Source organism: Aeromonas sp. 602658, from assembly GCF_049173005.1.
GTDB lineage: Bacteria > Pseudomonadota > Gammaproteobacteria > Enterobacterales > Aeromonadaceae > Aeromonas > Aeromonas veronii_A.
In genome coordinates this window covers 142,580-166,548 of record NZ_JAAKRF010000001.1, presented here as the reverse complement: position 1 = coordinate 166,548, position 23,969 = coordinate 142,580, and the positions used below count along the sequence as shown (strand labels likewise).

The 23,969-nt window shown below is 59.4% G+C and carries 19 protein-coding genes and 1 riboswitch; of the genes, 11 read left to right on the top strand and 8 right to left on the bottom strand.

Annotation, left to right across the window (positions count from 1 at the left end; all coding sequences use genetic code 11):
- The first annotated feature begins 117 nt into the window (after window positions 1-117).
- Window positions 118-1,401 (top strand): 3-phosphoshikimate 1-carboxyvinyltransferase, encoded by a 1,284-nt coding sequence (gene aroA, locus G5253_RS00700; RefSeq protein ID WP_266133908.1) that lies wholly within the window; start codon window positions 118-120, stop codon window positions 1,399-1,401.
- Between the two features lie 220 nt (window positions 1,402-1,621).
- The gene (gene aroG, locus G5253_RS00695) at window positions 1,622-2,677 is read left to right on the top strand and encodes a 3-deoxy-7-phosphoheptulonate synthase AroG (protein WP_266133909.1); all 1,056 of its coding nucleotides are present in this window, start codon (window positions 1,622-1,624) and stop codon (window positions 2,675-2,677) included.
- Between the two features lie 92 nt (window positions 2,678-2,769).
- On the opposite strand, the gene G5253_RS00690 is transcribed toward aroG, so the two are convergent.
- The gene (locus tag G5253_RS00690) at window positions 2,770-5,025 is read right to left on the bottom strand and encodes an LTA synthase family protein (RefSeq protein ID WP_266133910.1); all 2,256 of its coding nucleotides are present in this window, start codon (window positions 5,023-5,025) and stop codon (window positions 2,770-2,772) included.
- A 255-nt stretch (window positions 5,026-5,280) separates the two neighbouring features.
- On the opposite strand from G5253_RS00690, the gene G5253_RS00685 reads away from it, so the two are divergent.
- The gene (locus G5253_RS00685) at window positions 5,281-6,366 is read left to right on the top strand and encodes a hypothetical protein (protein ID WP_266133911.1); all 1,086 of its coding nucleotides are present in this window, start codon (window positions 5,281-5,283) and stop codon (window positions 6,364-6,366) included.
- An 82-nt stretch (window positions 6,367-6,448) separates the two neighbouring features.
- Here the strand turns inward: G5253_RS00685 and lysC are convergent, their stop codons facing one another.
- Together lysC and argA are read right to left on the bottom strand one after the other, a co-directional pair.
- Window positions 6,449-7,801, bottom strand: a complete 1,353-nt coding sequence (gene lysC / locus G5253_RS00680) for a lysine-sensitive aspartokinase 3 (protein ID WP_227340700.1) — start codon at window positions 7,799-7,801, stop codon at window positions 6,449-6,451.
- A gap of 90 nt (window positions 7,802-7,891) precedes the next feature.
- Window positions 7,892-8,115, bottom strand: a riboswitch (Lysine riboswitch).
- A gap of 107 nt (window positions 8,116-8,222) precedes the next feature.
- Window positions 8,223-9,551 (bottom strand): amino-acid N-acetyltransferase, encoded by a 1,329-nt coding sequence (gene argA, locus G5253_RS00675; RefSeq protein WP_005345063.1) that lies wholly within the window; start codon window positions 9,549-9,551, stop codon window positions 8,223-8,225.
- Window positions 9,552-9,819: 268 nt separating this feature from the next.
- Here argA and msrA point away from each other — a divergent pair, with 268 nt between their 5' ends.
- The gene (gene msrA / locus G5253_RS00670) at window positions 9,820-10,452 is read left to right on the top strand and encodes a peptide-methionine (S)-S-oxide reductase MsrA (protein WP_005333739.1); all 633 of its coding nucleotides are present in this window, start codon (window positions 9,820-9,822) and stop codon (window positions 10,450-10,452) included.
- Window positions 10,453-10,713: 261 nt separating this feature from the next.
- On the opposite strand, the gene G5253_RS00665 is transcribed toward msrA, so the two are convergent.
- The 3 genes from G5253_RS00665 to G5253_RS00655 are packed head-to-tail and all read right to left on the bottom strand — an operon-like array spanning window position 10,714 to window position 11,963.
- A complete protein-coding gene (locus G5253_RS00665; protein WP_005333735.1) occupies window positions 10,714-11,049 on the bottom strand; it encodes a DUF3802 family protein in 336 nt (111 codons plus the stop codon).
- Between the two features lie 57 nt (window positions 11,050-11,106).
- Window positions 11,107-11,583, bottom strand: coding sequence for a GNAT family N-acetyltransferase (locus G5253_RS00660; protein WP_266133912.1), 477 nt, complete (start codon window positions 11,581-11,583; stop codon window positions 11,107-11,109).
- Window positions 11,580-11,963, bottom strand: a complete 384-nt coding sequence (locus G5253_RS00655) for an MmcQ/YjbR family DNA-binding protein (RefSeq protein WP_266133913.1) — start codon at window positions 11,961-11,963, stop codon at window positions 11,580-11,582. Before G5253_RS00655 ends, G5253_RS00660 begins: the two co-directional genes overlap by 4 nt.
- A 118-nt stretch (window positions 11,964-12,081) precedes the next feature.
- On the opposite strand from G5253_RS00655, the gene G5253_RS00650 reads away from it, so the two are divergent.
- The 3 genes from G5253_RS00650 (at window position 12,082) to G5253_RS00640 (ending at window position 15,426) form a co-directional block, all read left to right on the top strand.
- Entirely contained in the window at window positions 12,082-12,873 is a 792-nt protein-coding gene (locus tag G5253_RS00650) for an alpha/beta fold hydrolase (protein WP_040066426.1), read from the top strand.
- Between the two features lie 251 nt (window positions 12,874-13,124).
- Window positions 13,125-14,495 (top strand): leucine-rich repeat-containing protein kinase family protein, encoded by a 1,371-nt coding sequence (locus G5253_RS00645; RefSeq protein WP_266133914.1) that lies wholly within the window; start codon window positions 13,125-13,127, stop codon window positions 14,493-14,495.
- Between the two features lie 283 nt (window positions 14,496-14,778).
- Window positions 14,779-15,426, top strand: a complete 648-nt coding sequence (locus G5253_RS00640) for a thiopurine S-methyltransferase (protein WP_005337003.1) — start codon at window positions 14,779-14,781, stop codon at window positions 15,424-15,426.
- Between the two features lie 331 nt (window positions 15,427-15,757).
- On the opposite strand, the gene G5253_RS00635 is transcribed toward G5253_RS00640, so the two are convergent.
- Window positions 15,758-18,544 (bottom strand): insulinase family protein, encoded by a 2,787-nt coding sequence (locus tag G5253_RS00635; protein ID WP_266133915.1) that lies wholly within the window; start codon window positions 18,542-18,544, stop codon window positions 15,758-15,760.
- A 162-nt stretch (window positions 18,545-18,706) separates the two neighbouring features.
- Here G5253_RS00635 and sixA point away from each other — a divergent pair, with 162 nt between their 5' ends.
- The 3 genes from sixA (at window position 18,707) to G5253_RS00620 (ending at window position 20,596) form a co-directional block, all read left to right on the top strand.
- Window positions 18,707-19,174, top strand: coding sequence for a phosphohistidine phosphatase SixA (gene sixA / locus G5253_RS00630; protein ID WP_021230584.1), 468 nt, complete (start codon window positions 18,707-18,709; stop codon window positions 19,172-19,174).
- A gap of 133 nt (window positions 19,175-19,307) precedes the next feature.
- Complete coding sequence (locus G5253_RS00625) at window positions 19,308-19,514, top strand: DUF1107 domain-containing protein (protein ID WP_005336998.1); 207 nt, start codon at window positions 19,308-19,310, stop codon at window positions 19,512-19,514.
- Window positions 19,515-19,678: 164 nt separating this feature from the next.
- Window positions 19,679-20,596, top strand: a complete 918-nt coding sequence (locus G5253_RS00620) for a DMT family transporter (RefSeq protein ID WP_266133916.1) — start codon at window positions 19,679-19,681, stop codon at window positions 20,594-20,596.
- A gap of 104 nt (window positions 20,597-20,700) precedes the next feature.
- On the opposite strand, the gene G5253_RS00615 is transcribed toward G5253_RS00620, so the two are convergent.
- On the bottom strand, window positions 20,701-22,317 hold the full coding sequence (locus G5253_RS00615; RefSeq protein ID WP_266133917.1) for a peptide ABC transporter substrate-binding protein: 1,617 nt from the start codon (window positions 22,315-22,317) through the stop codon (window positions 20,701-20,703).
- A 382-nt stretch (window positions 22,318-22,699) separates the two neighbouring features.
- Between G5253_RS00615 and fbp the strand changes: the two genes are divergently transcribed.
- Window positions 22,700-23,734, top strand: coding sequence for a class 1 fructose-bisphosphatase (gene fbp / locus G5253_RS00610; RefSeq protein ID WP_236341877.1), 1,035 nt, complete (start codon window positions 22,700-22,702; stop codon window positions 23,732-23,734).
- Window positions 23,735-23,969 lie beyond the last annotated feature (235 nt).

Genomic DNA, 23,969 nt, shown 5'->3' with positions numbered 1-23,969 from the left:
CAGAACCAGCGCGCTGGCGTTTGCCGTGCGATTTCCCCTGAAAGTGCCCTTGCCGAGCGGGACGCAGGCTGTTAACGTCCGGACAGGCGTTTATTTTTGAGATAGCACAGGAAGTCTATGAATTCGTTGCGTTTGGAACCCATTTCTCGTGTGGCCGGTGAGGTCAATCTGCCCGGCTCCAAGAGTGTCTCTAACCGTGCGCTGCTGCTGGCGGCGCTCGCTCGTGGCACCACCCGTTTGACCAACCTGCTCGACAGCGATGACATTCGTCATATGCTGGCTGCGCTGACCCAACTCGGGGTCAAGTACAAGCTCTCTGCCGACAAGACCGAGTGTACCGTTCAGGGTCTGGGCCGCAGCTTTGCGGTGAAAGAGCCGGTCAATCTGTTCCTCGGCAACGCCGGTACCGCCATGCGCCCGCTCTGCGCCGCGCTATGCCTCGGTTCCGGTGAATATACCCTGGGCGGCGAGCCACGCATGGAAGAGCGTCCCATTGGCCATCTGGTGGATGCCCTGCGTGAAGCGGGTGCCCATATCCAATACCTCAAACACGATGGTTATCCGCCGTTGGTGGTGGATGCCAAGGGGCTGTGGGGCGGCGATGTGCACGTCGATGGCTCTGTCTCCAGCCAGTTCCTGACCGCATTTTTGATGGCGGCGCCGATGGCGGCCGGTGATACCCGGATCCACATCAAGGGAGAGCTGGTCTCCAAGCCTTACATCGACATCACTCTGCACATCATGAAGCAGTTCGGGGTGGTCATCGAGCACGACAACTACAAGCTGTTCTACATCAAGGGCAACCAGACCTACATCAGCCCGGGTGACTTTCTGGTGGAAGGAGATGCCTCCAGCGCCTCCTACTTCCTCGCGGCGGGCGCCATCAAGGGCAAGGTGCGGGTCACCGGTATCGGCAAGCACAGCATTCAGGGTGATATCCACTTCGCCGACGTGCTGGAGAAGATGGGCGCGCGCATCACCTGGGGTGATGATTTCATCGAGGCGGAGCAGGCACCGCTGCACGGAGTGGATATGGACATGAACCATATTCCCGATGCGGCCATGACCATCGCGGTTGCCGCGCTGTTTGCCGAGGGGCCGACCTCCATTCGCAATATCTACAACTGGCGGGTGAAGGAGACCGACCGTCTGCACGCCATGGCGACCGAGCTGCGCAAGCTGGGCGTCGAAGTGGAGGAAGGGCATGACTTTATCACCGTGATCCCGCCGACCCAGCTCAAGCATGCCGAGATCGATACCTACAACGATCACCGTATCGCCATGTGCTTCTCGCTGGTGGCGCTGTCGGATACCCCGGTCACCATCAATGATCCCAAGTGCACCTCGAAGACCTTCCCGGATTACTTCGACAAGCTGGCCAGTATCAGTCAGCGTGGCTGATCACTGACAAACCCGTCATCACCGACGCTTCGGGCCCGCGCTGAGCGGGCCTTTTTGCCTTCCTTATCCGCACTTCCATTTCGCTTAGCATCATTTCAATAACTTGCAAGATTGCCATATAAAATAGTTTTGTGATTGCTGTAATTTCCTATTTACACATGCGCTGTCGCGGGCTATGTTGAGATTTCCTAATCGCAGTCATCTAGCAGGAAGCCTTGTCATGCAGCATCAAACCGACGACGTTCGTATCAGTGAAATCAAAGAGTTATTACCCCCGGTTGCGGTGCTTGAGAAGTTTCCGGCTACCGAGGTTGCCTCGTCCACCGTTTTTGAATCCCGTCAGGCCATTCACAATATCCTGGCCGGCGAAGATGATCGTCTGCTAGTGGTGATTGGTCCTTGCTCCATCCATGATCCGGTTGCCGCGCTGGAGTACGGCAAGCGCCTCAAGGCGTTGCGCGACGAGCTGAAAGGTCAGCTGGAGATCGTGATGCGGGTCTACTTCGAAAAACCGCGCACCACAGTGGGCTGGAAGGGGCTGATCAACGATCCGTACCTCGATAACAGCTGCAAGATCAACGACGGTCTGCGCATTGGTCGCAAGCTGTTGCTGGATCTCAACGACATGGGACTGCCAACTGCCTCCGAGTTCCTCGACATGATCACCCCGCAATATGTGGCGGATCTGATGAGCTGGGGCGCGATCGGTGCCCGTACCACCGAATCCCAGGTACACCGCGAGCTGGCCTCCGGTCTCTCCTGTCCGGTGGGCTTCAAGAACGGCACTGACGGCACTATCAAGGTCGCCATCGATGCCATCGGGGCTGCCAGTGCGCCGCACCACTTCCTGTCGGTCACCAAATACGGTCACTCCGCCATCGTGGCGACCCGTGGCAACCCGGATTGTCACATCATCCTGCGTGGTGGTCGTGAGCCGAACTACAGCGCCGCACATGTCTGCGAAGTTGTGAAGGGGCTGGAGAAGGCTGGTCTGCCACAGAAGGTGATGATCGACTTTAGTCACGCCAACAGCAGCAAACAGTTCAAGAACCAGATGGTGGTGGCTGAAGATGTAGCCGGTCAGCTGCGTGCTGGCAGCAAGGCGGTGTTTGGTGTGATGGTGGAGAGCCATCTGGTAGAAGGCCGTCAGGATCTGGTGGAAGGGTGTGAACTCACCGTCGGCCAGAGCATCACAGATGCCTGCATCGGTTGGGCCGATACCGAAGTGTTGCTGCGCAACCTGGCGGATGCCGTCGCAACCCGCAACGCCCGCTAAAGACCGGATTTCGCAGTCGCAGTGACAAAGAGAAAGTGATAACCAGAGGCCGCTATTGCGGCCTCATCTATTCGTGTTGCGGGGCTTAAGGCTCAGGGCAGGGCATCGGGCCGGAAGCTGGCGCGGATCTGCGGCACCAGGCTCGAGGGGTCGAACCCCTTCTCTTCTCCCAGCACCGGATGGAGCAGAGGCTTGTCCTCAATGGGAGTGATATCCCCCGCCAGCAGCTGGCGGGTGGCCTGACCCATCTGGTAGAGCTGGCGCACCGGAGCAAATTGTTCCCCGAGGATAAGAGGATCATCGCTGCGGGCAAAGGCCATCATGGGGATCTGGTAGGTGGCATCGCGCGCCGGTTTGTCGCCGTGAATACCCTTGCCGGCGGACATCAAAAACGGCTGGTGATCGCCAAAGGCCACCACCAGATAGCGCTTGCCCGACAGGTCGAGGGTCTTGAGCAGACGCTCAAGCGAGGCCATGGCATCCACTACCCCGGTATAGTAGGTGTTGAGCAGCTGGGTGTCACTCTCGCTCTGGTTCGGGCAGGCGCCGCTGCGCTCCTGCCCCTGATAGCGGGGGCCATCGAAGGGGCCGTGCCCCTGCATGGTGACCGCATAGGCAAAAAGCGGCTTGTCATCCTGTTCGCTGCGCTTGAGCAGGTGGTCGATCAGCGCATCGTCGGAGATATAGAGCCCCTTGTGCTCAAGGGTGGTGAAGCGGGTGTTGAACCAGCGCTCCTCATAGCCGAGCGCCGGGATCGCTTTGGCGCGGCCCCAGAATTTTTCCACATAGGGGTGGGCGAACAGGGTCTTATAGCCGCTCTGTCTGGCGCTCTGGGCTAGCCCCGGCACCTGCTGCGAGAGGTAGTAGTAGGGCACTACGCCCTGCTTGAGCAAGCCCACCGGCAAGCCGGTGTTCATCTCGAACTCCGCCAGCACCGTCATGCCGCCGGTGGTGGGGGAGTGGATGGTCTTTTGCCACTGCTGCACGCTGGCGGGCAGGGAGAGGGTGGGAGCCGGTGCGCAGATCCGCCCCTTCCAGTCGAGCCAGAGCGATTCATATTGCAGCACGATCACCAGATCCCAGCGCGGCGCTATGCCCTGGGGCGGATGGCTCAACTGCGGGGTCAGCTCGTTGATCTGCAAGGGGTAGCGAAACACGCTGCCGCTTTGCAGCATCTCGTCCACCAGATTGAACAGATAGAGGCCGGGGCCGGAGCGGATAATGTCCCTGTGGTAGTTGACTGCGCGGTCCACGTAACGAATGTTGGCCCCCAGCAACTTGTTGCCGGTCTGGGTGGCAAAGACACAGAGGGCAAAGAAGGCGACGGTGGCGGCTGCGGTGCGCAGCACCCAGCGTGACAGGGCAAAGCGCCAGCAGAGGAACAGTGCCAGCAACACGGTGAAGATGGGCAGGATGGGGTGCTGATCGAGCAGGATCCGCAGCAGCGCCAGCAGGTTGCCAAAATCGTCCCCGCCGAGCGGCACGCCGTAGATGGCGATCTTCATAAAGTTGGCCAGCAGCCCTATGCCTGACAGCGCGGTAAAGACCAGCCCCATATAGAGGTTGAAGCCCGCCAGCGCGCAGAGGCTCCAGCCCAGCACCATGCTGCCCCAGGCGAGATAGTAGTGCTCCGGGCGAAAGCCTGACCAGAGCAGAAACTCCCCCAGCTTGAACACCACGAAGCCGTGCAGCAGCACGAAGGTGAGGTTGCCGAGCAGCAGGCTGCCGATGATCCGCCAGCGCAGGCTGCGGCGCAGCTTTGGCAGCACCGTTTTGAGCACGGCGGCGCTCAGGGCCAGCACCAGGGTCAGGCTCACCACCAGATAGGTGAGGTTGAAGCCCTGCTCCGGCAGGGTTTGCAGGATCTGGCTGAAGTCGCCGCTCTCGGGGCGATCTTTGAGCAGCAGACCGATGCGCAGCTGATAACGGCTGGCCAGCGCATCGTCCGGGGCCCGCAGGGTACTGTTGAGATCCAGCGAGCAGCGGTTATTGCGGCACACCTGACGCTTATCCACCGATTGACTGAGCTGGTCAATCCGCTCCCCCTTGTCGTTGAGCAGCTCCACTCGCACCTTGTCCCCTGCTTGCAGCGGCCCCCGCAACAGCCACTGGCTGCGCACCACCAGATAGAGGCCGCGGCTGTCGCTTTTATAGAGCAGGGCGTGGCGGGTGAGGGTGGCCAGCGGATTGTCGGCGGGGCCCAGCGCCAGCGGCTGGGCACGGCCCAGCCAGCTGCCGGGATTGATCAGCGGTAATAACAGAGTCAGCAGCAGCAATCCGCCCAGCAGGGCCAGTAGCCCAGAGGGCAGACTCAGGGCACGGGGGCGGCCTGAGGAGGGGCGATTCATATAAGCTCATCCTTTGAGCGAGTAAGGGAGAGATCGTTCATCCGTATAGAGTTTGACCCGATGGTGCGGGCCTTGTTTCAGCTTGTCAATTTAATGACCACTTAATGAATATTTGGTTACAGCTCAACCTTGCAAATTGTGATCCCGATCGAGGGGTTGTTCGGAATATGTGATGAAAGCGTCATCATGGGGTTTTGCCACTGGCTTGGGAGGGAGCTGCTGTTTAGTCTCTCGATAGCGACTGGAGGTACATGTATGAATCCCAAAGTGATGGCACGTCAGGCCAGATTGCTGCGCATGCTGGAGAGCAAGGAAGAGATCCGGATCGGACGCGAGCGCGACTGCCCGCTGCCGCTGGCCCAACTGGTCAAGCTGAAGGATACTCATCCCGCAGTGGTCAAGGTCTATCGCCACGGTCTCACCGCCGAGGTGTTTCACCTCAAGGTGGAGGGGCATCACTGGTGCCTCAAGCGGCGACGTCAGGATTCACTGGTGGCCAACCTCGATGGCAAGACCGCCTTTCTGACCGAGCTGGAGCGGCGGCGTGAAATCGAGGCGCTGCGCGAGCTGCATCCCACCGTCCTCTCCCACGTGGTCTGCACCAGTTTCGGCTCGGCGCGGGCCGGGGTACTGGTCTCCCCCTGGTTGCGGGGTGTGCCGGTCCATCAGCTCAACGAACGCAATCTGGCCCAGATGCTGGAGGTGCAGGGTGAGCTGGCCCGCTGGGGCTGGTTTGACTGGGACCCGAGTCCGGGCAACCTGCTCGATGACGGCGAGCAGATCTGCGTGTTCGACTTTGGCTATATGTGGACCTTCGATCCCCGCTTTGAATACAACTCCAACGGTCTGGTCGATCCGCAGTTCCATGTACCGGAGCGGCTGGAGACCCGCACCCTCTCTGGACTCTGGCTCGATGAGGCCGATCCTCTGCCGCAATTTCGCTACTGGCGTGAACTCTGCCTCAAGTGGGTCAAACGGGAGATCCACCACCTGATCCGCGAAGGGGCCAGCGCGCCCGTGCTGGCCCGCCTGCACGCCCTGCAGGGGGAGTGGAGCGCCGCGCTGGTGAGCGACGAGGCGCTGGTTGCCAACTGGTGGCGGGACATGTATCGCAGCCACCGGCTCGATGTGGCCGATGATCTGAGCGGCCAGAGCTGCGGCCCGCTCACCCTGCGTCGCCTCGACTGGCTGATGCAGGCGGTGACGGATCACTATTCGCTGCTGGTGGACAATCTCTCGCCTCAGGAGACGGAGCTGGGCCAGACCGGGCTGCTGGCCCGCTTACAGCAGCTGCGCCGGGAAGCCGTCGCCTGTCAGTTGCCAGCCACCAGCCTTGCCTGAGCCAATACCTTTGCGGAGTACAAATGAACAGGGCGCCGTGTTGGCGCCCTGTTGCATGGCCGGAATTGCCTCGCGGTGAGGGTCAGTCCAGCAACTCCTGATGGAGGCGGTTGACGATATTGCCCGCCTCGCTCTCCTTGACCAGGAAGCAGAGGTTGTGGGCGCTGGCGCCGTAGCAGATCATCCGGATGTTGTGCTCGCGCAGGGCGTCAAAGACCTGACTGCCCACCCCGTTCACTTCGCTCATCCGGTTGCCGATGAGCGCCACCAGTGCCAGACCGGTTTCCACCTCCACCTTGCAGAGCTGGCCCAGCTCGGCCAGTACCTTGTCGCTCAGGATTGGCTCGCCGTTACTCTGGCTGCCGGTGTGATCCAGGGTCAGCGACACGCTCACTTCCGAGGTGGTGATGAGATCGACCGAGATGCGGTGACGGGCCAGAATGCCGAACACTTCAGCCAGAAAGCCGTAGGCGTGGAACATGTTGAGGCTGTGCAGGGTCACCAGCACCTGCTGGCGGCGCAGGGCGACGGCGCGAAACAGCGGGCTTGAATCTGTGCTGGCGCGGATCCAGGTACCACCGGCGGCAGGATCCTTGGCGGAGCCGACAAACACCGGAATATTCTGGCGTACCGCCGGTTGCAGGGTGGCGGGGTGCAGCACCTTGGCGCCGAAGGTGGCCATCTCGGCCGCTTCGACAAAGCTGATTTCGGGGATCGGGCGGGCGCGGGTGACGAGGCGCGGATCCGTGGTGTAGATGCCGGGCACATCGGTCCAAATCTCGATACTGGCGGCATCGAGCGCTTCGGCCAAGAGGGCTGCGCTGTAGTCAGAGCCGCCGCGTCCCAGCGTGGTGGTGCGGCCATCGCCATCGGCGCCGATAAAGCCCTGGGTGATGATGAGGCTGTCGCCAAGCTGCGGGCCCAGCGTCTGCTGGCAGAGGGTACGGGTGGTGGCCAGATCGACAGTGGCCTTGCCAAAGCGGCTGTCGGTGCGCATCAGCTGGCGCACATCCTGCCAGTGGGCCTTGACGCCGCGCTGGCGCAGCAGCTCGGTAAAGAGGCGGGTAGACATCAGCTCGCCGCAGGCGATGAGGCGATCGGCCAGCTCCGCATCGGTATGCTGGTGGGCTTGCTGGGCCATGAGGCGAATGTCGTCCAGCTGGCCATGAATGAGGGCGCTCACATCAACAGGGTTGCCGAGATCGGTCAGAATGGCCTGCTGGATCCCGGCCAGTTTGGCCAGTTGCTCGTCGCGGCCCGCTTCGTCCAGCTCCCCTTGTGCTAGGGCGACCAGCAGGTTGGTGACACCGGCGCTGGCACTCAGTACCACCACCCGGGTGGCGGGATTGGCCAGCACGATATCGGCGCAGTGGTTCATGGCCGGGAAGTTGGCGACACTGGTTCCGCCAAACTTGGCGACATTGATCGGGCTCATTGCTTACTCCTGTCTTATTTTAAGATTCCGGTTCCATCGGGCAAAAAAGAGAGGAGGAGGCTGAAAATGGCAGGAATGAACGAAGCTATCCCGGCCAGAAGCACTCCACCTGCAGAGCCCATCCCGTACCGCCCCTGACAGGGCGCGGTGGGGGATGATCACTACCGATGACAACCCGGGGGATTCAGCCCCCGCAGCCGACGTTGAGGTTACCAGTCTCCTCACTCGTCTCGGCGCTGCTCCCCCTGACCCAAGTTCACCGGACGCTGGCGTCCTCCCTTGGGCTGCCTGGGCAGCGCTCCTCTTCTGGCTCCACCAGGGCGGTGGAGTGCATTTAGAAATAACCTGCGTTGGATTGCACTGTCAATCGAGTTTGTGAAAAAGTTCAAATTGTCGGCTAACTCAACGCAGAATCAATGGCTTAGGCAATGGTCTTTGACAAAACCTTGGAACGGCGCTGCCAGTTGTAGAGACGCTGGCGCGCCACCGGCAGATCTTCCACTTCCAGCGGATCGAAGCCCCGCTCCCGGAACCAGTGGATGGAGCGGGTGGTGAGCACGAACAGGCGGCGAATGCCAAGCCGCTTGGCCCGCTCGGCTACCTTGGCCACCAGCTGATCCCCCCGGTTGGAGTTGCGATAGTCGGGGTGGATGGCGACGCAGGCCATCTCCGCCATCGCCTCTTCCATAAAGCAGTAGAGGGCCGCGCAGCCGATGATGAGACCATCGCGCTCGATGATGGTGAACTTGTCGATCTCCATCTCCAGCTGCTCGCGGGAGCGGCGCACCAGAATGCCTTCCTCCTCCAGCGGGCGAATGAGATCCAGAATGCCACCGATATCTTCGATGGTGGCGGCGCGGGCCTGCTCGGCACTTTCCCGCACGATCTGGGTGCCGAGGCCGTCGCGGCTGAACAGCTCCTGCAACATGGCGCCATCATCCTGATAGCTCACCAGATGGGAGCGGGGCACCCCGCCACGGCAGGAGGCAATGGCCGCACGCAGGTAGCGGGCGGTGCCGGACATCTCTTCGCCCGCCTGCTCCAGCTCCACCAGCAGCTCTTCGGCCTGCTCGGGGAAGAGCTCGGAGATGGCTTCACCGCGCCTGTCCATTACCCCCTGGGTGCTGCTGAAGCAGATGAGCTTGTCCGCCTTGAGATCGACCGCCACCCGGCGGGCCACCTCTTCGGAGCTCAGGTTAAAGCTCTCGCCGGTGACCGAGCAGCCGATGGGGGAGATGAGCACCAGACTCTTCTGGTCAAGCTGGCGGGTGATCCCCTCCACGTCGATGCGGCGCACCCGGCCGCTATGGCAAAAGTCGATGCCATCATCCACCCCCAGCGGCTGGGCAGTGACGAAGTTGCCGCTCACCACGCTGATCCGCGCCCCCTGCATTGGGGTGTTGGCGAGCCCCATGGAGAGCTGGGCGGTAATGTCGTATTGCAGGCCGCCACACACCTGCTTGATGATGGTGAAGCTCTCGTCATCGGTGACCCGGATCCGCTTGTGGTACTGGGCCTCGATACCGGCGCGGGCCAGCGCCTCATCGTTTTGCGGACGTGAACCAAACACCAGCACCAGGCGTATGCCCAGTGTCTGCAGCAGGGCGATATCGCTGACGATATTGGCGAAGTTGGGGTGGCAGATGGCTTCTCCCCCCATCATCAGCACAAAGGTGGCACCCCGATGCACATTGACATAGGGGGTGGATTGCCGGAAGGCATTGACCAGACTGGGTTCGCGTTCACGCACTTGATATTTCTTCCATAAAAAAACAGCGATTGGCTCAATATATGAAAATTAATTCACAAATCAAGACTAAATATTGATTTTGGCCGTTTCTGGTCTACGAAGGGCGGCTTGGCCGTGCGGATCGGGAAAGGATGGTTCGAAGCGCAGAGGGCCGTTGGGGCGAGCGGGGAGGGGCCCGCCGGTTGATCCGGCGCGATAAACTGCTATCTTCGATGCTCCTTTTCGTCAGCTGTGTGATTTCACAGGGTTTTATACAAGGACAGAATTCATGGAACAGATTATTTCACCGGCAGATGCCCTGCCGGGACGACGCGAAGCGATGGTGATTGGTCAGCAGCATGCGGTGAATGGCAACCCCACTCAGGGGCCCTGGCCCGAAAACATGGCGATCGCCTGGTTTGGTATGGGCTGTTTCTGGGGCGTGGAGCGCCTGTTCTGGCAGCAGCCGGGCGTCTACTCCACCGCGGCCGGCTATCAGGGCGGCGTCACCCAGAATCCCACCTATAAAGAGGTGTGCAGCGGCCTGACCGGCCATGCCGAGACGGTGCAGGTGGTGTTTGATCCGGCGGTGATCAGCTACGGCGATCTGCTCAGACTGTTCTGGGAGCAGCATGATCCGGCGCAGGGGATGCGTCAGGGCGGGGACATTGGCACCCAGTATCGCTCGGTGATCTTCTATGGCGACGAGAGCCAGCAGATCATTGCCCAGCAGAGCATGGCGGCCTATCAGCAGGCGATGGCGGCAAGCGGCGACAGCCGTGCCATCACCACCCGCATTCTGCCGCTGGCGCCCTTCTACTACGCCGAGGATTACCATCAGCAATATCTGGAGAAAAACCCGGATGGCTACTGCGGATTGGGTGGCATTGGAGTCTGTTTGCCGCCCAGCCTGAACCGCTGAACAGGTTTGTAGTCGATTTCTTAATAAAAGTGAAAATAAATGGTCGGAGGAGGGAACTTATTGCGACCAGTCGGGACTAACTAGGTAGCGTCCAGGGATCGGATGCAAAGTCCAGACACATTTCTTGCCTTGATAACCGCCTGATGAATGAACGCACTGGCGGGTTGAAAATGATAGCAAGCAGGGCTGCCCATCAAGGCGGCCCTTTTCCTTATCTGCTGTTCTGAAATCTTGCGTTGGGCGGGAAAACCGGACGGCAGATCAGCCGATGGCGCTGTCGAACAGGTTCTTGATGAGATCGATAAATTCGATGAGGAAGGTTTTCTGTTCCGGGGTCGGAGCGCGCAGCCAGACGGCGGAGAGTACCTCTTCCAGATCGGCGACCACGGCGTCGGCCTCCTGCATGATGGCGAAACGCACCTTGGGATCGAGCTGGGGGTTTTGCTCGCAAATGGCCATCAGGTTGCTGGCAACACGGCCACTGACCAGATCTTCGATGGTCTCTTCACCATCGTTCTGCTGTTGGGATTCAAACAATCCCAAACTCTCCACCAGATACTCGATCAGCGAGATGTAGCCTTCACTTTCTACCACCATGGTTGCTGCCTCAATACAGTAACAATACGAAAATTAAGCGTATTTTAGTGGCTTGCCCTAGCTTGGCAAGCAGCAGTGCAGGCGATGGCGAGTAAAACTGACTCCGCCCCGCTCCACGCACTCCAGCCCGGTCAACGTAAAGCCATGTCGTAAAAATAGCTCATAACTGAAGGCGCTGGCCTCGGTGGTGATGAGTGTCAGACCGAGCCCTCGGGCCCCCGCGAGCGCCGTGGTGAGCAGCAGATTGCCCAGTCCCTGGCGCTGATGGTCGGCGCTCACATAGAGCAGACTGAGGTGGCCATCGGGGCTCAGAGTGACAAAACCGAGGGGCACATTTGCCTGCTCCGCCACCCAGCCGTGGTGCTCGCGCAACTGACTGACAAAGCCCGGATGTTGTGAACCGAGGGCCCACTGCTCCACCTGTTCGGCGCTGTAGTGCTCGGGGCCGCTGCGTCGCACCGCCTGCTCAAACAGGCTCACGAGGGCAGGGATATGTGCCTCACCAAGAGGGACAATACGCAGTGCTGGCGTCATAAGGTTGGGTCGTCAATGGGGGAGAGGGCGCGCGGCGCCTGTGGCCGTTTGGCTTTGGGCAGACCCGCGACAACACGCTCATAGGAGTGGTGCACCCAGCCCTGCCACAGATCATCTGGCAAGGTACTGTTCAGGGTCACTGTGTTCCAGTGTTGCTTGTTCATATGCCTGCCCGGTTTGACCTCGGGGTGGATCTCGCGCAGCAGCAACGCCAGCTCGGGCTCGCATTTGAGGTTGATGGTCAGCGGCTCGGCCTGCCAATCCACCAGCGCGAACATCTTGCCCGCGATGCGGTAGACCAGGATCTCCGGGCCAAACGGGGTATCTTCGGTGGCGCCCGGCAGGGTCAGCAGAAAGTGGCGCAAACGGGTCAAATCCATGGAAAGTTCTCGCGCAAGGGGTGATCCGGGTTATGTCAGGCGCATATCTATCGGCGGGGCTGTTCTGTTAATATGCGCGCAGCCGAGTATACCCCCCATCACCAAGGGAGCCTATTGGATGTTGTATCACAAGACTTTCGAACTGGGTCCCGAGCGGGATTGGGTGGTGTTTGTCCACGGCGCCGGTGGCAGCTCCTCCATCTGGTTCAAGCAGTTGCGCGCCTATCGCGAGCACTTCAACGTGCTGCTGCTGGATTTGCGCGGCCACGGCCAGTCTCACCAGCTGCAACAGGTGGTCAAGGGCCACTACAGCTTTCGAGAAGTGACCGAAGATATCGTTCGGCTGCTCGATCATCTCGATATCCGCCGCGCCCACTTTGTCGGCATCTCCCTTGGCACCATCCTTATTCGTCATCTGGCCGAGCTCTGCCCGGAGCGGGTGAAAAGCATGGTACTGGGGGGCGCCATCTTGCGGCTCGATATCCGCTCGCGGGTGCTGGTGCAGCTGGGCCGACTCGGCCAGCACTTCCTGCCCTATATGTGGCTCTACCGGCTGTTTGCCTTCATCATCATGCCGCGCCAGCACCATCAGGAGTCGCGCAACCTCTTTGTGCGCGAGGCCCGCAAGCTCTGCCAGAAAGAGTTCAAACGCTGGTTTCGCCTCGCCACCGAGGTTAACCCGCTGATGCGTTATTTTCGCGAGCGCTCCCTGCCCATTCCCACCCTTTATGTGATGGGGGAGGAGGATCATATGTTTCTGGCGCCGGTACGCGAACAGGTGGCCCGCGATGCCAGCTCTTCGCTGGCGGTTATTGAACAGTGCGGCCATGTCTGCAATGTGGAGCAGCCGGAGCAGTTTAATCGCCGTACGCTGGCATTTATTCAATCGCTGGGGAGCGGACGGAAATAAGGATTCATTACGCTGTGCATTCAGGTCATGCTACAGCGGCATTGCAAGCTGGCCGCGAGCAAAGCGCTGCCAACGTGCAATAGATGCCGCTGTCTTGGCGATCGTATAAGCCGCATACTTTCAAGCTACAAGGGGTGATCTGCCCCCCTGATTCTTTATAATGCCCCCCTTTAAAACCGCCGGACCCCGGTTCGGCGCGCGCTGATGGCTGGCTACGTCATCAGGCAGATTATCAGGATTGAGAAACGGTTATGCATACTCTGGAACAGCTGCGTGCGGGTGAACTGTGCGGTGCCCGCCATCTGAAGCTTTGTGAAAACCTGACGGAGTTCCCCACCGAGATTTTGAGCCTGAAAGAGACGCTGGAGGTGCTGGATCTCACCGGCAACCAGCTGAGCACGCTCCCTGACGAGCTGGCAGGGTTTGGCAAACTGCGCATTATCTTCTGCTCCGAGAACCGCTTTATCGAGCTGCCCGAGGTGCTGGGACGCTGCCCGGCGCTGACCATGGTGGGCTTTAAGGATAACCAGATTGCTACCGTCTCGGCCAAGGCGCTGCCCGCCGGTTTGCGCTGGCTGATCCTGACCGACAACGCGGTGGAACCGTTGCCTGATGAGCTGGGTCAGTGCGACGCCCTGCAAAAGTTGATGCTGGCGGGCAACCGCCTGCGCGAGCTGCCCGTAAGTCTTGCCAACTGCCGCAATCTGGAGCTCCTGCGCATCGCCGCCAACCGCATCGAACGTTTCCCCGAGTGGCTGCTCTCACTGCCGCGCCTTTCATGGCTCGCCTACTCCGGCAACCCCTTTAGTGAAGGGGAGGAGGCGCGGGCCATCGATGATGCCCATGTAGAACCCCTTTCCTGGGAGACGCTGGCGCTGGGCGAGTTGCTGGGGCAGGGAGCATCCGGCGTTATCCATCGCGCCACCCTTGTGGGCAATCCTGCTGATGAAGTGACTCAGGCGAGCGACAGAGGTGATGGCTGTCAGGTGGCGGTCAAGCTGTTCAAGGGGGCGGTGACCAGCGACGGGCTGCCCCGCTGCGAGATGGCGGCGTCGCTGGCGGCGGGCACTCATCCCAACCTTATCAAGGTGATAGGCAAGGTGGCGGATCACCCCTCCGGCATTCCGGCGCTGGTAATGGAGCTGATCGATCCGGCCTTTGCCAATCTGGCCGGGCCGCCGAGCCTGGACTCCTGCACCCGGGATGTCTATCCCGAGGGGCTGCACCTGAGTGTGCCGGATGCGCTGGCGATGGCCCACGGCATCGCCTCGGTGGCGGGCCATCTGCACCGCGCGGGCATCATGCACGGGGATCTCTACGGTCACAATATCCTGTTTGCCCGCGGGCCTGACGCCCCGGCTCGCGCCCTGCTGGGGGATTTTGGTGCGGCTTCCTTATATGACCGCAGCAACCGCGAGTGGGCCGTGGGCCTTGAGCGGTTGGAAGTGCGCGCCTTTGGTTGTCTGCTTGAAGAGCTGTTAGCCCATTGCGATACGCAAGACTCATCGCTTGATGGGTTGCATCAGCTCAAAGCGGCCTGCCTCTCGGAACTCCCCGCCGAGCGCCCCGATTTTGCTTATATCGAGCGTCAGCTGGCGGCTGCTCGCGCCACGCTGTCGTGATCTTTCTGGCGTTGGCAGGCACGAGTTGGCCTGCCAACGTCATTCCTTTTATTCCTTCATCGCCATACACCCATGACGTTTTTGTATGGGTTGGTATGCTTCTGCCCGTCATAAACGCACTCAATAGCGCTCATTGCGACTGTGAGGCGCACGGAAAGGTGACGTCCCGCCATTCGCCCGATAACACGCAGAGGCTGCGCGGCAAAAAGGGGAGGGCAGAGGGTTGCGCGGTGCCGGTTAAGTTGTGATATTGAGGCATCTTTAGTACAGAAGGGTAATAACGATGGAAGCTGCGTTTTGGCATCAGCGTTGGGAAGAGAACCGAATTGGCTTTCATCAGGCGGACTTCAACCACTGGCTGCAATCCTGGTGGTCAGCTCAGCAAGCGGACGAGCCGGTGCTGGTTCCCCTGTGTGGCAAGTCTCGCGATATGCTCTGGCTGAGCGCTCAGGGCCATCCGGTCGACGGTTTCGAGCTATCGAGCCTTGCCGTCAGCCAGTTCTTCAGTGAAAACCAGCTCGCCGCGACCGTGAGCGAAGTGGGCCCTTATCAGTGCCATCAGGTGGACAGCCTGCGCATTTTTCAGGGAGATTTTTTCGCTGCCCCCAGTCTGGGTCGCCGTTACCGGCTGGTCTATGACCGCGCGGCGCTGATCGCCCTGCCGACCGCGATGCGCCGCCAGTATGCTGCCCTGATCAGTTCGCTGGTCGAGACCGGTGGCCAGATCCTGCTGGTAACCCTCGAATATCAGCCGGAGCAGCAGAGTCAGCCCCCCTTCTCGGTGGGTGAGATGGAGGTGCGGGCCCTGTTTGAGCGCGATTTTCGTATCGAGGTGCTGGGGCGCGCTGCCGAGGTGGATCACCCGCGGGTGTTGTCGGGCCAGCTCTCCTACTTCGATGAGGTGGCCTACCGGCTGGTTCGCCGGGGTTAACGGGCAGCTAACGGGCGGCCAAAGAGTGATCTGCGCCGACAAATCATCGGGCTACGCGCTCTTCGCTACCTCCTTTGACGTAGATCAACGTGATTGGCGGGGGGAGTGCCTAATATGAGGCTGTTTCTCAATCACTGTTGGCATTGCAAAGCGAGTGTCGGGTCTTTCCCGCTTGCTGATCAGCAACTCAGTGTCTGATTTTCACGCTCATGTTCACTTTTGGCGGCTTTGGTCGCAATTGTTATGGTTTTTCCAGCCGACCCTGATGGGTCGGCTTTTTATTGCCTGCGATTTGCCGTGGGAAGGAAAAACGGGGGATGTCGAGGCCTGATCAGGCTTCGAAGGTGGCGGCATTGAGCCGAAATGCCCGTGGATCGTCGATAAACTGGCCGGTGATCCGCTCGTCATGTTCGTGCCCCTGACCATAGCTGCAGAGGATCAGCCGATCGGAGGTGCGCGAACGCAGTTGGGTGATAAAGCGCACCAGATCGGCGCGGCTCAACTTGCCCACCTCGTCGCAGACCCGCTCCCGCTGATCGAACCCCAGATCCTTGTTGCCGATGCTGACCCACAGCCGCTGGCCGCGACTGCGCAGGTTGGCATCCCGCTCGCTCAGCTGGGCTTGCAGCCCCGCCTTGCTCTCCTGCCACTGCTGTTCGGTAAATTCGAGCATGGCGAGCGGGAAGAGGTCGATAAACTCCTCCACCGCATCGAGCAGGATCTGCGGCCCCGCCACCGGCGACTGGATATAGAAGATCAGCCCCGGGTGGCGATTGAGGGGCAGGTTGCCGGCACCCACCACATACCCCAGTTGTTGGCGGGTGCGCAGCTCGTGGAAGAAAGTAGAGGACATGATGTGGTTCGCCAGAGTGAAGCAGGCGAGATCCCGCGCTCGGGTGGTGCGGGATTGGTAGTAGACCAGGAGCGCCGAGTCTTCGTGATCGCAACCCTGCTCGCGAATAAGGGTGCCCCTGTCCTGAATGGAGATGAGCGGACGACGGGTCTCGCCGCTCGGCTTGCTGCTGGTGCCATTGATATCGCTCAGGTGGCGCTCCATCAGGGCGGCCAGCTCCAGTGCTTCGGCGGCAGTCCAGTCGCCATGCACCAGCGCTTCGACATGCACCTCGCCAAACAGCTGGGCCACGAAGCCGGGCATCTCTTCCAGCTCGACGGTGCGCAGGTGACGCAGCAACTGCTCGAACGGCGGGTTGTTGGGTTGCAACAGGCTGGTGAGCTGGTTAAAGAGCTGGGAGATGGGGCGCGCCTTGGACTGGTTGTCCCAGTTGCGAATGAGCTGCTCCTTGATCTCGGCGAAGCGACCCGGATCCGGATACCCCAGGGTGCGGTTGCCGAGGATCATGTCGAGCAACAGCGGCTGCTTGTCGGCAAAGCCGCTCAGGTTGATGGTAAAGCCCCCCTGATGGGCATAGATCTGGTAACCCAGCCCCGCCAGCTCCGCAGGATAGGTAAGGGCGTTGAGGTGGTCGGCCAACAGCTCCACGGCGAGGCGCGCCATGGCGATATTGCGCGGATTTTTTACCGCATGTTCGCTGTCGATGGAGATGTAGAGATTGCCCTTGGGCACGCTGAACAGGTGCTCATGGAGGTGCCAGAGGCGAAAACCGGGGCGATCGATAAGACAGGCGGGCATGTCGGCGGCAAGCTCGGGCGTACGCGGATCGAGCCTACTGCTGATAAAGGGGTTGGGCTTGGGTAGCGCCAGCGCCGGATCCGGCTCGCTCTGCTGCCAGCGAATTTTCTCGGCCTCGGTAATGGTCGTCACGCTGTAGGGGGTCTGATACCAGCGGGCCAGCCGATCGGTCGCCACTTCCGGCGCAGTGATGGTGATACGCAGGTTGTGCGGGGTGAGCTTGGCGAGGAAGCGGCGGATCAGCCCCTCGTCATATTCGCGCATCATGTAGTCGCCGTAGAGCAGATCCTCAGGCTGGTAGCTAAAGAGGTTGAGCACCAACCCCGACACCGTATCGAGGGGGCGGCCGCGCTCCTGAAAACGGAATGCCGATTCGAGCACGGTCCGTTTTTCGTCATAGCGCCAGCTCTGCAGCCCTTCGCGGCCAATCAGTTTCAGATAGCCAAACAGGGCGGCGAGGATGTCGTCCACATGTTCAAGGCCGAGCGGGGTGAGGCCGAAGTTGACGCCAAAATCCTTGAAGTTGGCGCCGCTGATGCCACCGCCCGCCGAGAGCTGGTTGACCCAGCCTTTCGCTTTAAGCAGGGAGAGCAGGCTGCCATCCCCCTCATAACCGATCAGATGGCTCAGGAAGGTGAGGGGCTTTTTGTCGTAGAACTCGTCCACATTGGGCAAGGGGAAGCTGAGCGACAGCTTGCGGGTCTCCTTGACCGGATTGATGTGGATGCGCACGCCGAGATCATCGAGCCGGTAAAGCGGCATGGTGAGCGTCGGGGTTCCCAAATTGCGATTCAAAATGGGAGCAAAGTAGCGACAGCACCACTGCAACTGGGTATCGATGGATTCCGGCGAGATCATCACCAACGCCATGCGATCCGCGCTGTAGTGGCTTTCGTAAAAACGAATAAGATCGGAGCGCAGATCCCGTCCCGGCAGATCGGCCAGGGTATCGAGGTTGCCCACCGAGAACTTGGAGAAGGGGTGCGCCGGGTTGACCGTCTCTTTATGCACCTGATAGCTGCGGCGCATGTCGTCCTGCAGTTTGAGGCGATACTCGGAGTCGACCGCGTTGCGCTCCTTGTCCACCCACTCCGGATCAAAGGTGGGGCAGATAAAGAACTGGGAGAAGCGATCCAGCCCCGCTTCGAAGAAGCCGTTGTCGATCTCGAAGAAGAAGTTGGTGAATTCGGTGCCAGTCCAGGCGTTGTTGCTGCCGCCATGACGGCTCATAAATTGCTGGTACTCACCAGGCTTGGGGTAGGTGCAGGTGCCGAGAAACAGCATGTGCTCCAGAAAATGTGCCATTCCCTGCCGGTCGGCGGGATCGTCAAAATGGCCGGTATTGACCGCCAGAGAAGCGGCGGATTTGTCGGTGTCGGGATCACAAATCAACAAGACCCTGAGCCGGTTGGCCAGCTCCAGAAAATGGTATTGCCGATGGTCATTGGGACTGGCATATGGGCTCATTGGTGTGTGACTCACGTTGGATTTATTTGAATTTAAACATGATTATCGACCCCGCTATCCCGTCAGGCAAACCCTTTTCTGAGAGGTAGCGCAATTGTTTCCACACCCGTGGCGGGGTAAGATCCCCCGGCTATCAAAACAGGCCCGTTGGGCGAGGTTGTAATGAAGATCTATATCATGCGTCATGGCCAGGCTGGCATGAATGCGAAAACAGATGAACAGCGTCCATTGACCGAGCAGGGTATTGAAGAGTCTATCCAGATGGCCCGCTGGCTGGCGCCTCAGCTGATTGGCCCGCTGGATCGGGTGATCCACAGCAACTATCTGCGGGCACGCCAGACCTGGCAAGCCATATGCAGTGAATTGCCTGACGCAGCAGCCGTTGAAGAGAGTGGCGACATTACCCCTTACGGTGATCCCGCTTTCGTGGCCAGCTACCTTACCACTTTGGCTGAACAACATGACCAGATCCTGATGGTCAGCCATCTGCCGCTGGTGGGTTATCTGGTGCAAAGCCTCTGTCCGGCCGCAGGAGCACCCATGTTTGCCACCTCGGGGATCGCCTGTATCGAGTGGCACGATGGCAAAGGAGCCTTGCTCTGGCTCGAAGGGCCGCATACAATAGGCTAAAAGTTAATAAAAAGTTATAGATTGAATTTTTTGGGAAGAGATGGGCGAGTTTTCCGGATTTTTATAAATATTTTACGGAATTAATTCGCAGAAGCTGCTGTCATACGGATACAACTGCAAGAGGTTGCAAACGATGAGAGTGTTCAAGAAGTACCTGCCACTGATGGTGGCAAAGCATGTCAAAACCTTCTTTAAAGGTCGGATTTACATTCATGGTCGGGGGCGGTTTGATTTCCAATCCGGTTTGTTGCTGATGCCGAATCCGGCGGATATTCCCCATCGCCAGACAGTCACCGAGGTCAACGAGCTGATCTCCAGACTGCACATGGATGCCGCGTGATGCGCTTCTGAACCTGTTTCTGCACTGATATGCCCGCACTTTTGCGGGCATATTTGTTTCTGGCGACTGGCGTTCACTATGTGGCTGTTCAGGCCCACACCTTTGTTTATCTTCCATCGCCCCCTATACTGGCCCGCTGTTGTCTCTTCGGTCTGGATCCTCTCATGCCCTTTGCCTTTCTGTTTCCTTTCTCCTGCATTGCCATCTGGGCTGGCAATGGCATCGTCAGCAAACTGGCGGTTGGTGTGTTGTCCCCGGCAGCCTTGGCCTGGTCGCGCTGGGTGGTGGCTGCGCTGGTATTAAGCCCGTTTCTGGCCCGTCGAGTATGGCGTGCGCGTGCCCGCATTCGTGCCGGCCTTTGGCAGATCGCCATGCTGGCCTCGCTGGGCATGGTGCTTAATCAGACCTTTGGGTACTACGCCGCACAGACCATGGGGGCCACCGAGATGGGATTGATGATGGGGCTGACGCCACTGTTGACCGTGTTACTCAGCATCTGGCTGCTGCGTGAGCGGCCCACCTGGGGCGCCGTGCTGGGGGCGCTGCTCTCCATCTTTGGCTTGTCTATCTTGCTGGGGCAGGGGGATCCGACCCGACTGTTTACCCAGGGTATTCATATCGGCTCTGTCTACATGCTGCTCTCGGCGGGCACTTATGCCCTTTATAGCGTGCTGCTCAAGAAGTGGGATTTGGGGCTCGACAACTGGTCGCTGCTCTACGGTCAGGTGCTCTGCAGTGTGCTGATCCTGACCCCCTTCTTTCTGCTGGTGGATGGTCAGCTGCCAGAGGGGCGTGCGATCTGGCTGATCTTCTATGCGGGGATCCCCGCGTCGGCCCTCTGTCCCTGGCTCTGGATGCAGGGGATCACCCTGCTTGGTGCCAATCGTACCGCCATCTTTATGAATCTGCTGCCGGTGATGACGGCTGGCCTTGCCATCACCCTGCTGGGAGAGCGGCTGACCAGCTATCACCTGATCGGGGGCGGTCTGACTCTGCTGGGGGTTTTGCTGGCTCAGTTGCTGGTGCGTCCGGTGGTGATGGGTCGTCGCCGGGAGGTGTTGGCTCCTTGTCCCGAAGAGTAATCTTGCGTGAAAGCGTAGATGGGCCCAATGGCCCGCTTGGCCGCCAATGAAAAGCGCCTGCAGCAATGCAGGCGCTTTTTTATGGTCACATCTTGCCGAGCCGGTTACTGGGCAACCAGATAGAGCTCCTTGCTGTAGACCACATCCTGCGGGTTAAGGTGGGGATAGCCTTTCACGAAAGGTTTGAGCAACCTTGATTTGACCGAGAAATAGATGGGGGCGATGGGGGCATCCGCATAAATGAGAGCCTCTGCCTGCTGATACAGGGCATTGCGTTCAGCGGGATCCAGCGAGTCGTGGGCCTTGGCCAGCAGGGCGTCGTACTCCTTGTTGAACCACTTGCCGCTGTTGGCGCTGCTGCTGGAGGTCATGATGTCGAGGAAGGTGGAGGCATCGTTATAATCCCCGTTCCAGCCATAGCGGCTAACCCCGAAATCCCCCTCGTTGAGTGCCGAGACCATGGTCTTCCACTCCATGTTGTTGAGGGTGGCAGTGACCCCTAGGTTGTGTTTCCACATGGAGGAGACGGCCAGCGCAATCTTTTTGTGGCTCTCGTTGGTGTTGTAGAGAATGTCCACTGTGAGTGGCTTGTCCGGGCCATATCCCGCTTCGGCCAACAGGGCTTTGGCTTGCTTGATCCGCTCCTCTTTGCTCTGCAGCTGGCTGGCCGGTTTTTTCAATTCAAAACCGTCCACAATGGGGGGCGTGAAGCTATATGCGGCAATTTGTCCCTGTCCCAGGATCTTGTCGGTGATGGTCTCCCGGTCGATGGCGAGCGAGAGCGCCTTGCGTACTTTCGGGTCATCGAACGGTTTGCGCTGGGTATTGAAGACATAGTAATAGCTGGCCAGCGTGGGGACGCTGACCAGTTCTTCCGGGCTCTTGCTCTTGAGCTGCTTGTACTGCTCCAGCGGATAAGTGGTGTAGTGCAGTTCACCGGTGCGATAGCGGTTGTAGGCGGCGGTTTCGGAGACGATCTCCAGATAGATCACCTTGTTCAGGACGGTGTGCTGGTTGTTCCAGTAGTGGGTATTGCGCTCGGCACTCAGCCGCTCGTTTGGGGTCCACTCCTTGAGTACAAAGGCACCGTTGGAGACGATATTGCCCGGTTTGACCCAATCCTTGCCGAATTTTTCAATGGTGGCCTTGGGGGCCGGGAACGTGGTGTAGTGGGCCAGCGTCTTCAGGAAGAAGGGAACCGGATTTTTCAGGGTGACCTGCAGGGTGTGGTCATCGAGCGCCTTGATCCCGAGCTCTGACGGGCTCTTCTTGCCCTGGGTCACCTCGCTTGCATTGACCACTCCGGTCAACTCGATAAACCAGGCGTAGTTGGAGGCCGTCTTGGGATCGGCCGCCCGTTGCCAGCCGTACACATAATCGGCGGCGGTGACAGGTTCACCGTTTGACCACTTGGCCTCGGGTCTCAGCTTGAAGGTGTAGACGGTACCTGTCTTGTCGACCTCGTAGCTGACGGCGCCTGCTGGTTTGATCTTGCCGGTATTATCCAGCTCATAGAGCCCTTCAAACAGATCGTTGACGATGGCACTACCGGCGGTCTCTTCCACCAGCTGGGGGTCGATGGTGGTGGGTTCGGTGCCGATATTGGTCACGTAGATTTGTTGGGCATCCGGCAGCAGCTTGGTACCGGCAGGCACCTGGGCAGCCCAGGCGGGAAGTGCAAACAGTCCGGCTACCATGCCGGCAATGAGAGTCTTGTTCATTGATAATCCTTGAGTTTTATTTGCTTCCAAAGCGAAATCAGTGTGCTGGATTGGCGATCGGATCTCAAGAGGCAATGGCTGAGGGAACGGCAGGCCCACCAGACTCCATTTTTAATGGCTCAAGGCCAGTCAGCTCATGGCTTGTCGCAGGTTATTGCCACGAATTAAGGGTCCGGAAGTTATCGATTGAAACCGAATGAAAAGCCTCTTTTACCATAACGTGAGGCGAAATAGCCTATTTAATAGGCCGCTTAATTCGCTGCAAAAACAAAAAACAGACGTTACATTAGGTTACAAATCAAGGCCGCCGGTGATCGGCATTTTTTTTGCCGATGCCTGCAAACGTTTTCAATGCCAACGGATGCGATCTAAAGGAACAAAAATGCGAAACATGATCACCATGGGTGAGTTCATAGTCAAAAAGCAGGCGGATTATCCTACCGCGACCGGCGAGCTGACCTCGTTGCTCAGCTCGATCCGCCTTGCTGCCAAGGTGGTGAACCGGGAGATCAACAAGGCGGGACTGGCGGATATCATCGGTTCCATGGGCGCTGAAAACGTACAGGGCGAGGTGCAGCAGAAGCTGGATGTCTACGCCAACGAACGCTTCAAGGCGGCGTTGGAAGCGCGCGGCGAGGTGTGTGGCATGGCCTCTGAAGAGGAAGAGGACTTTGTCGCCTTTGACTCACCGCTCTCCAAAAACTCCAAGTATGTGGTGCTGATCGACCCGCTCGATGGCTCCTCCAATATCGACGTCAACGTCTCGGTCGGAACCATCTTCTCCATCTACCGCCGTTTGAGCCCGCAAGGTTCGCCGGTGACGCTGGAGGACTTCCTGCAACCGGGCAACCGTCAGGTCGCCGCCGGTTATGTGGTCTACGGCTCCTCCACCATGCTGGTCTACACCACCGGCTTTGGCGTCAACGGCTTTACCTACGACCCCTCCATCGGTTGTTTCTGCCTCTCCCACGAGAACATCCGCATTCCGGACGAGGGCAAGATCTACTCCATCAACGAGGGCAACTACATCAAGTTCCCGGATGGGGTGAAGAAGTACCTCAAATATTGTCAGGAGCGCGACGAGGCGACCCACAGACCTTACACCTCACGTTATATCGGCTCCCTGGTTTCCGATTTCCATCGCAACCTGCTCAAGGGTGGCATCTACATCTATCCGTCCGGCACCAACTCGCCGAACGGCAAGCTGCGCCTGCTCTATGAGTGCAACCCGATGGCGTTTCTGGTGGAGCAGGCCGGTGGCAAGGCATCCGATGGCTTTGGCCGCATCATGGATATCCAGCCCACCGCGTTGCACCAGCGTACCCCTTACTTTGTTGGCTCGACCAAGATGGTGGAGCGGGCCGAGGCCTTTATGCGCGAGTTCTCCGCCCATGAGGATCCAGCCAACCAGGGCTGATCGTCAGAGGTGTAGGTTGGTGCTGAGCGCAGCGAAGCCCAACATTTACCGATGCGATTCCCTCTCCCCAGGGATAGGGCAGGGTGAGAGGAATGGTTTTCACTGCCCCCCTCATCCCCGACCCTTCTCCCACAAGGGGAGAAGGGAGACGCTAGTAGCCAGCCAACATAAGCAAAACGGGAGCCAATTTGGCTCCCGTTTTTGTTGGCATTCTCTTTCTGGCTCGCCGCCAGCG

Bases quoted from the DNA above. Each gene is read 5' to 3' on its own strand.
- G5253_RS00655 (WP_266133913.1), bottom strand. From the start codon at position 11,963: ATGGATTTGACCCGTTTGCGCCACTTTCTGCTGACCCTGCCGGGCGCC.
- G5253_RS00690 (WP_266133910.1), bottom strand. From the start codon at position 5,025: ATGAATCGCCCCTCCTCAGGCCGCCCCCGTGCCCTGAGTCTGCCCTCT.
- lysC (WP_227340700.1), bottom strand. From the start codon at position 7,801: ATGAGCCCGATCAATGTCGCCAAGTTTGGCGGAACCAGTGTCGCCAAC.
- G5253_RS00625 (WP_005336998.1), top strand. From the start codon at position 19,308: ATGAGAGTGTTCAAGAAGTACCTGCCACTGATGGTGGCAAAGCATGTC.
- G5253_RS00660 (WP_266133912.1), bottom strand. From the start codon at position 11,583: ATGACGCCAGCACTGCGTATTGTCCCTCTTGGTGAGGCACATATCCCT.
- G5253_RS00665 (WP_005333735.1), bottom strand. From the start codon at position 11,049: ATGGTGGTAGAAAGTGAAGGCTACATCTCGCTGATCGAGTATCTGGTG.
- G5253_RS00645 (WP_266133914.1), top strand. From the start codon at position 13,125: ATGCATACTCTGGAACAGCTGCGTGCGGGTGAACTGTGCGGTGCCCGC.
- fbp (WP_236341877.1), top strand. From the start codon at position 22,700: ATGCGAAACATGATCACCATGGGTGAGTTCATAGTCAAAAAGCAGGCG.
- G5253_RS00615 (WP_266133917.1), bottom strand. From the start codon at position 22,317: ATGAACAAGACTCTCATTGCCGGCATGGTAGCCGGACTGTTTGCACTT.
- msrA (WP_005333739.1), top strand. From the start codon at position 9,820: ATGGAACAGATTATTTCACCGGCAGATGCCCTGCCGGGACGACGCGAA.
- G5253_RS00620 (WP_266133916.1), top strand. From the start codon at position 19,679: ATGCCCTTTGCCTTTCTGTTTCCTTTCTCCTGCATTGCCATCTGGGCT.
- sixA (WP_021230584.1), top strand. From the start codon at position 18,707: ATGAAGATCTATATCATGCGTCATGGCCAGGCTGGCATGAATGCGAAA.
- G5253_RS00650 (WP_040066426.1), top strand. From the start codon at position 12,082: ATGTTGTATCACAAGACTTTCGAACTGGGTCCCGAGCGGGATTGGGTG.
- aroG (WP_266133909.1), top strand. From the start codon at position 1,622: ATGCAGCATCAAACCGACGACGTTCGTATCAGTGAAATCAAAGAGTTA.
- G5253_RS00685 (WP_266133911.1), top strand. From the start codon at position 5,281: ATGAATCCCAAAGTGATGGCACGTCAGGCCAGATTGCTGCGCATGCTG.
- G5253_RS00640 (WP_005337003.1), top strand. From the start codon at position 14,779: ATGGAAGCTGCGTTTTGGCATCAGCGTTGGGAAGAGAACCGAATTGGC.
- aroA (WP_266133908.1), top strand. From the start codon at position 118: ATGAATTCGTTGCGTTTGGAACCCATTTCTCGTGTGGCCGGTGAGGTC.
- G5253_RS00635 (WP_266133915.1), bottom strand. From the start codon at position 18,544: ATGAGCCCATATGCCAGTCCCAATGACCATCGGCAATACCATTTTCTG.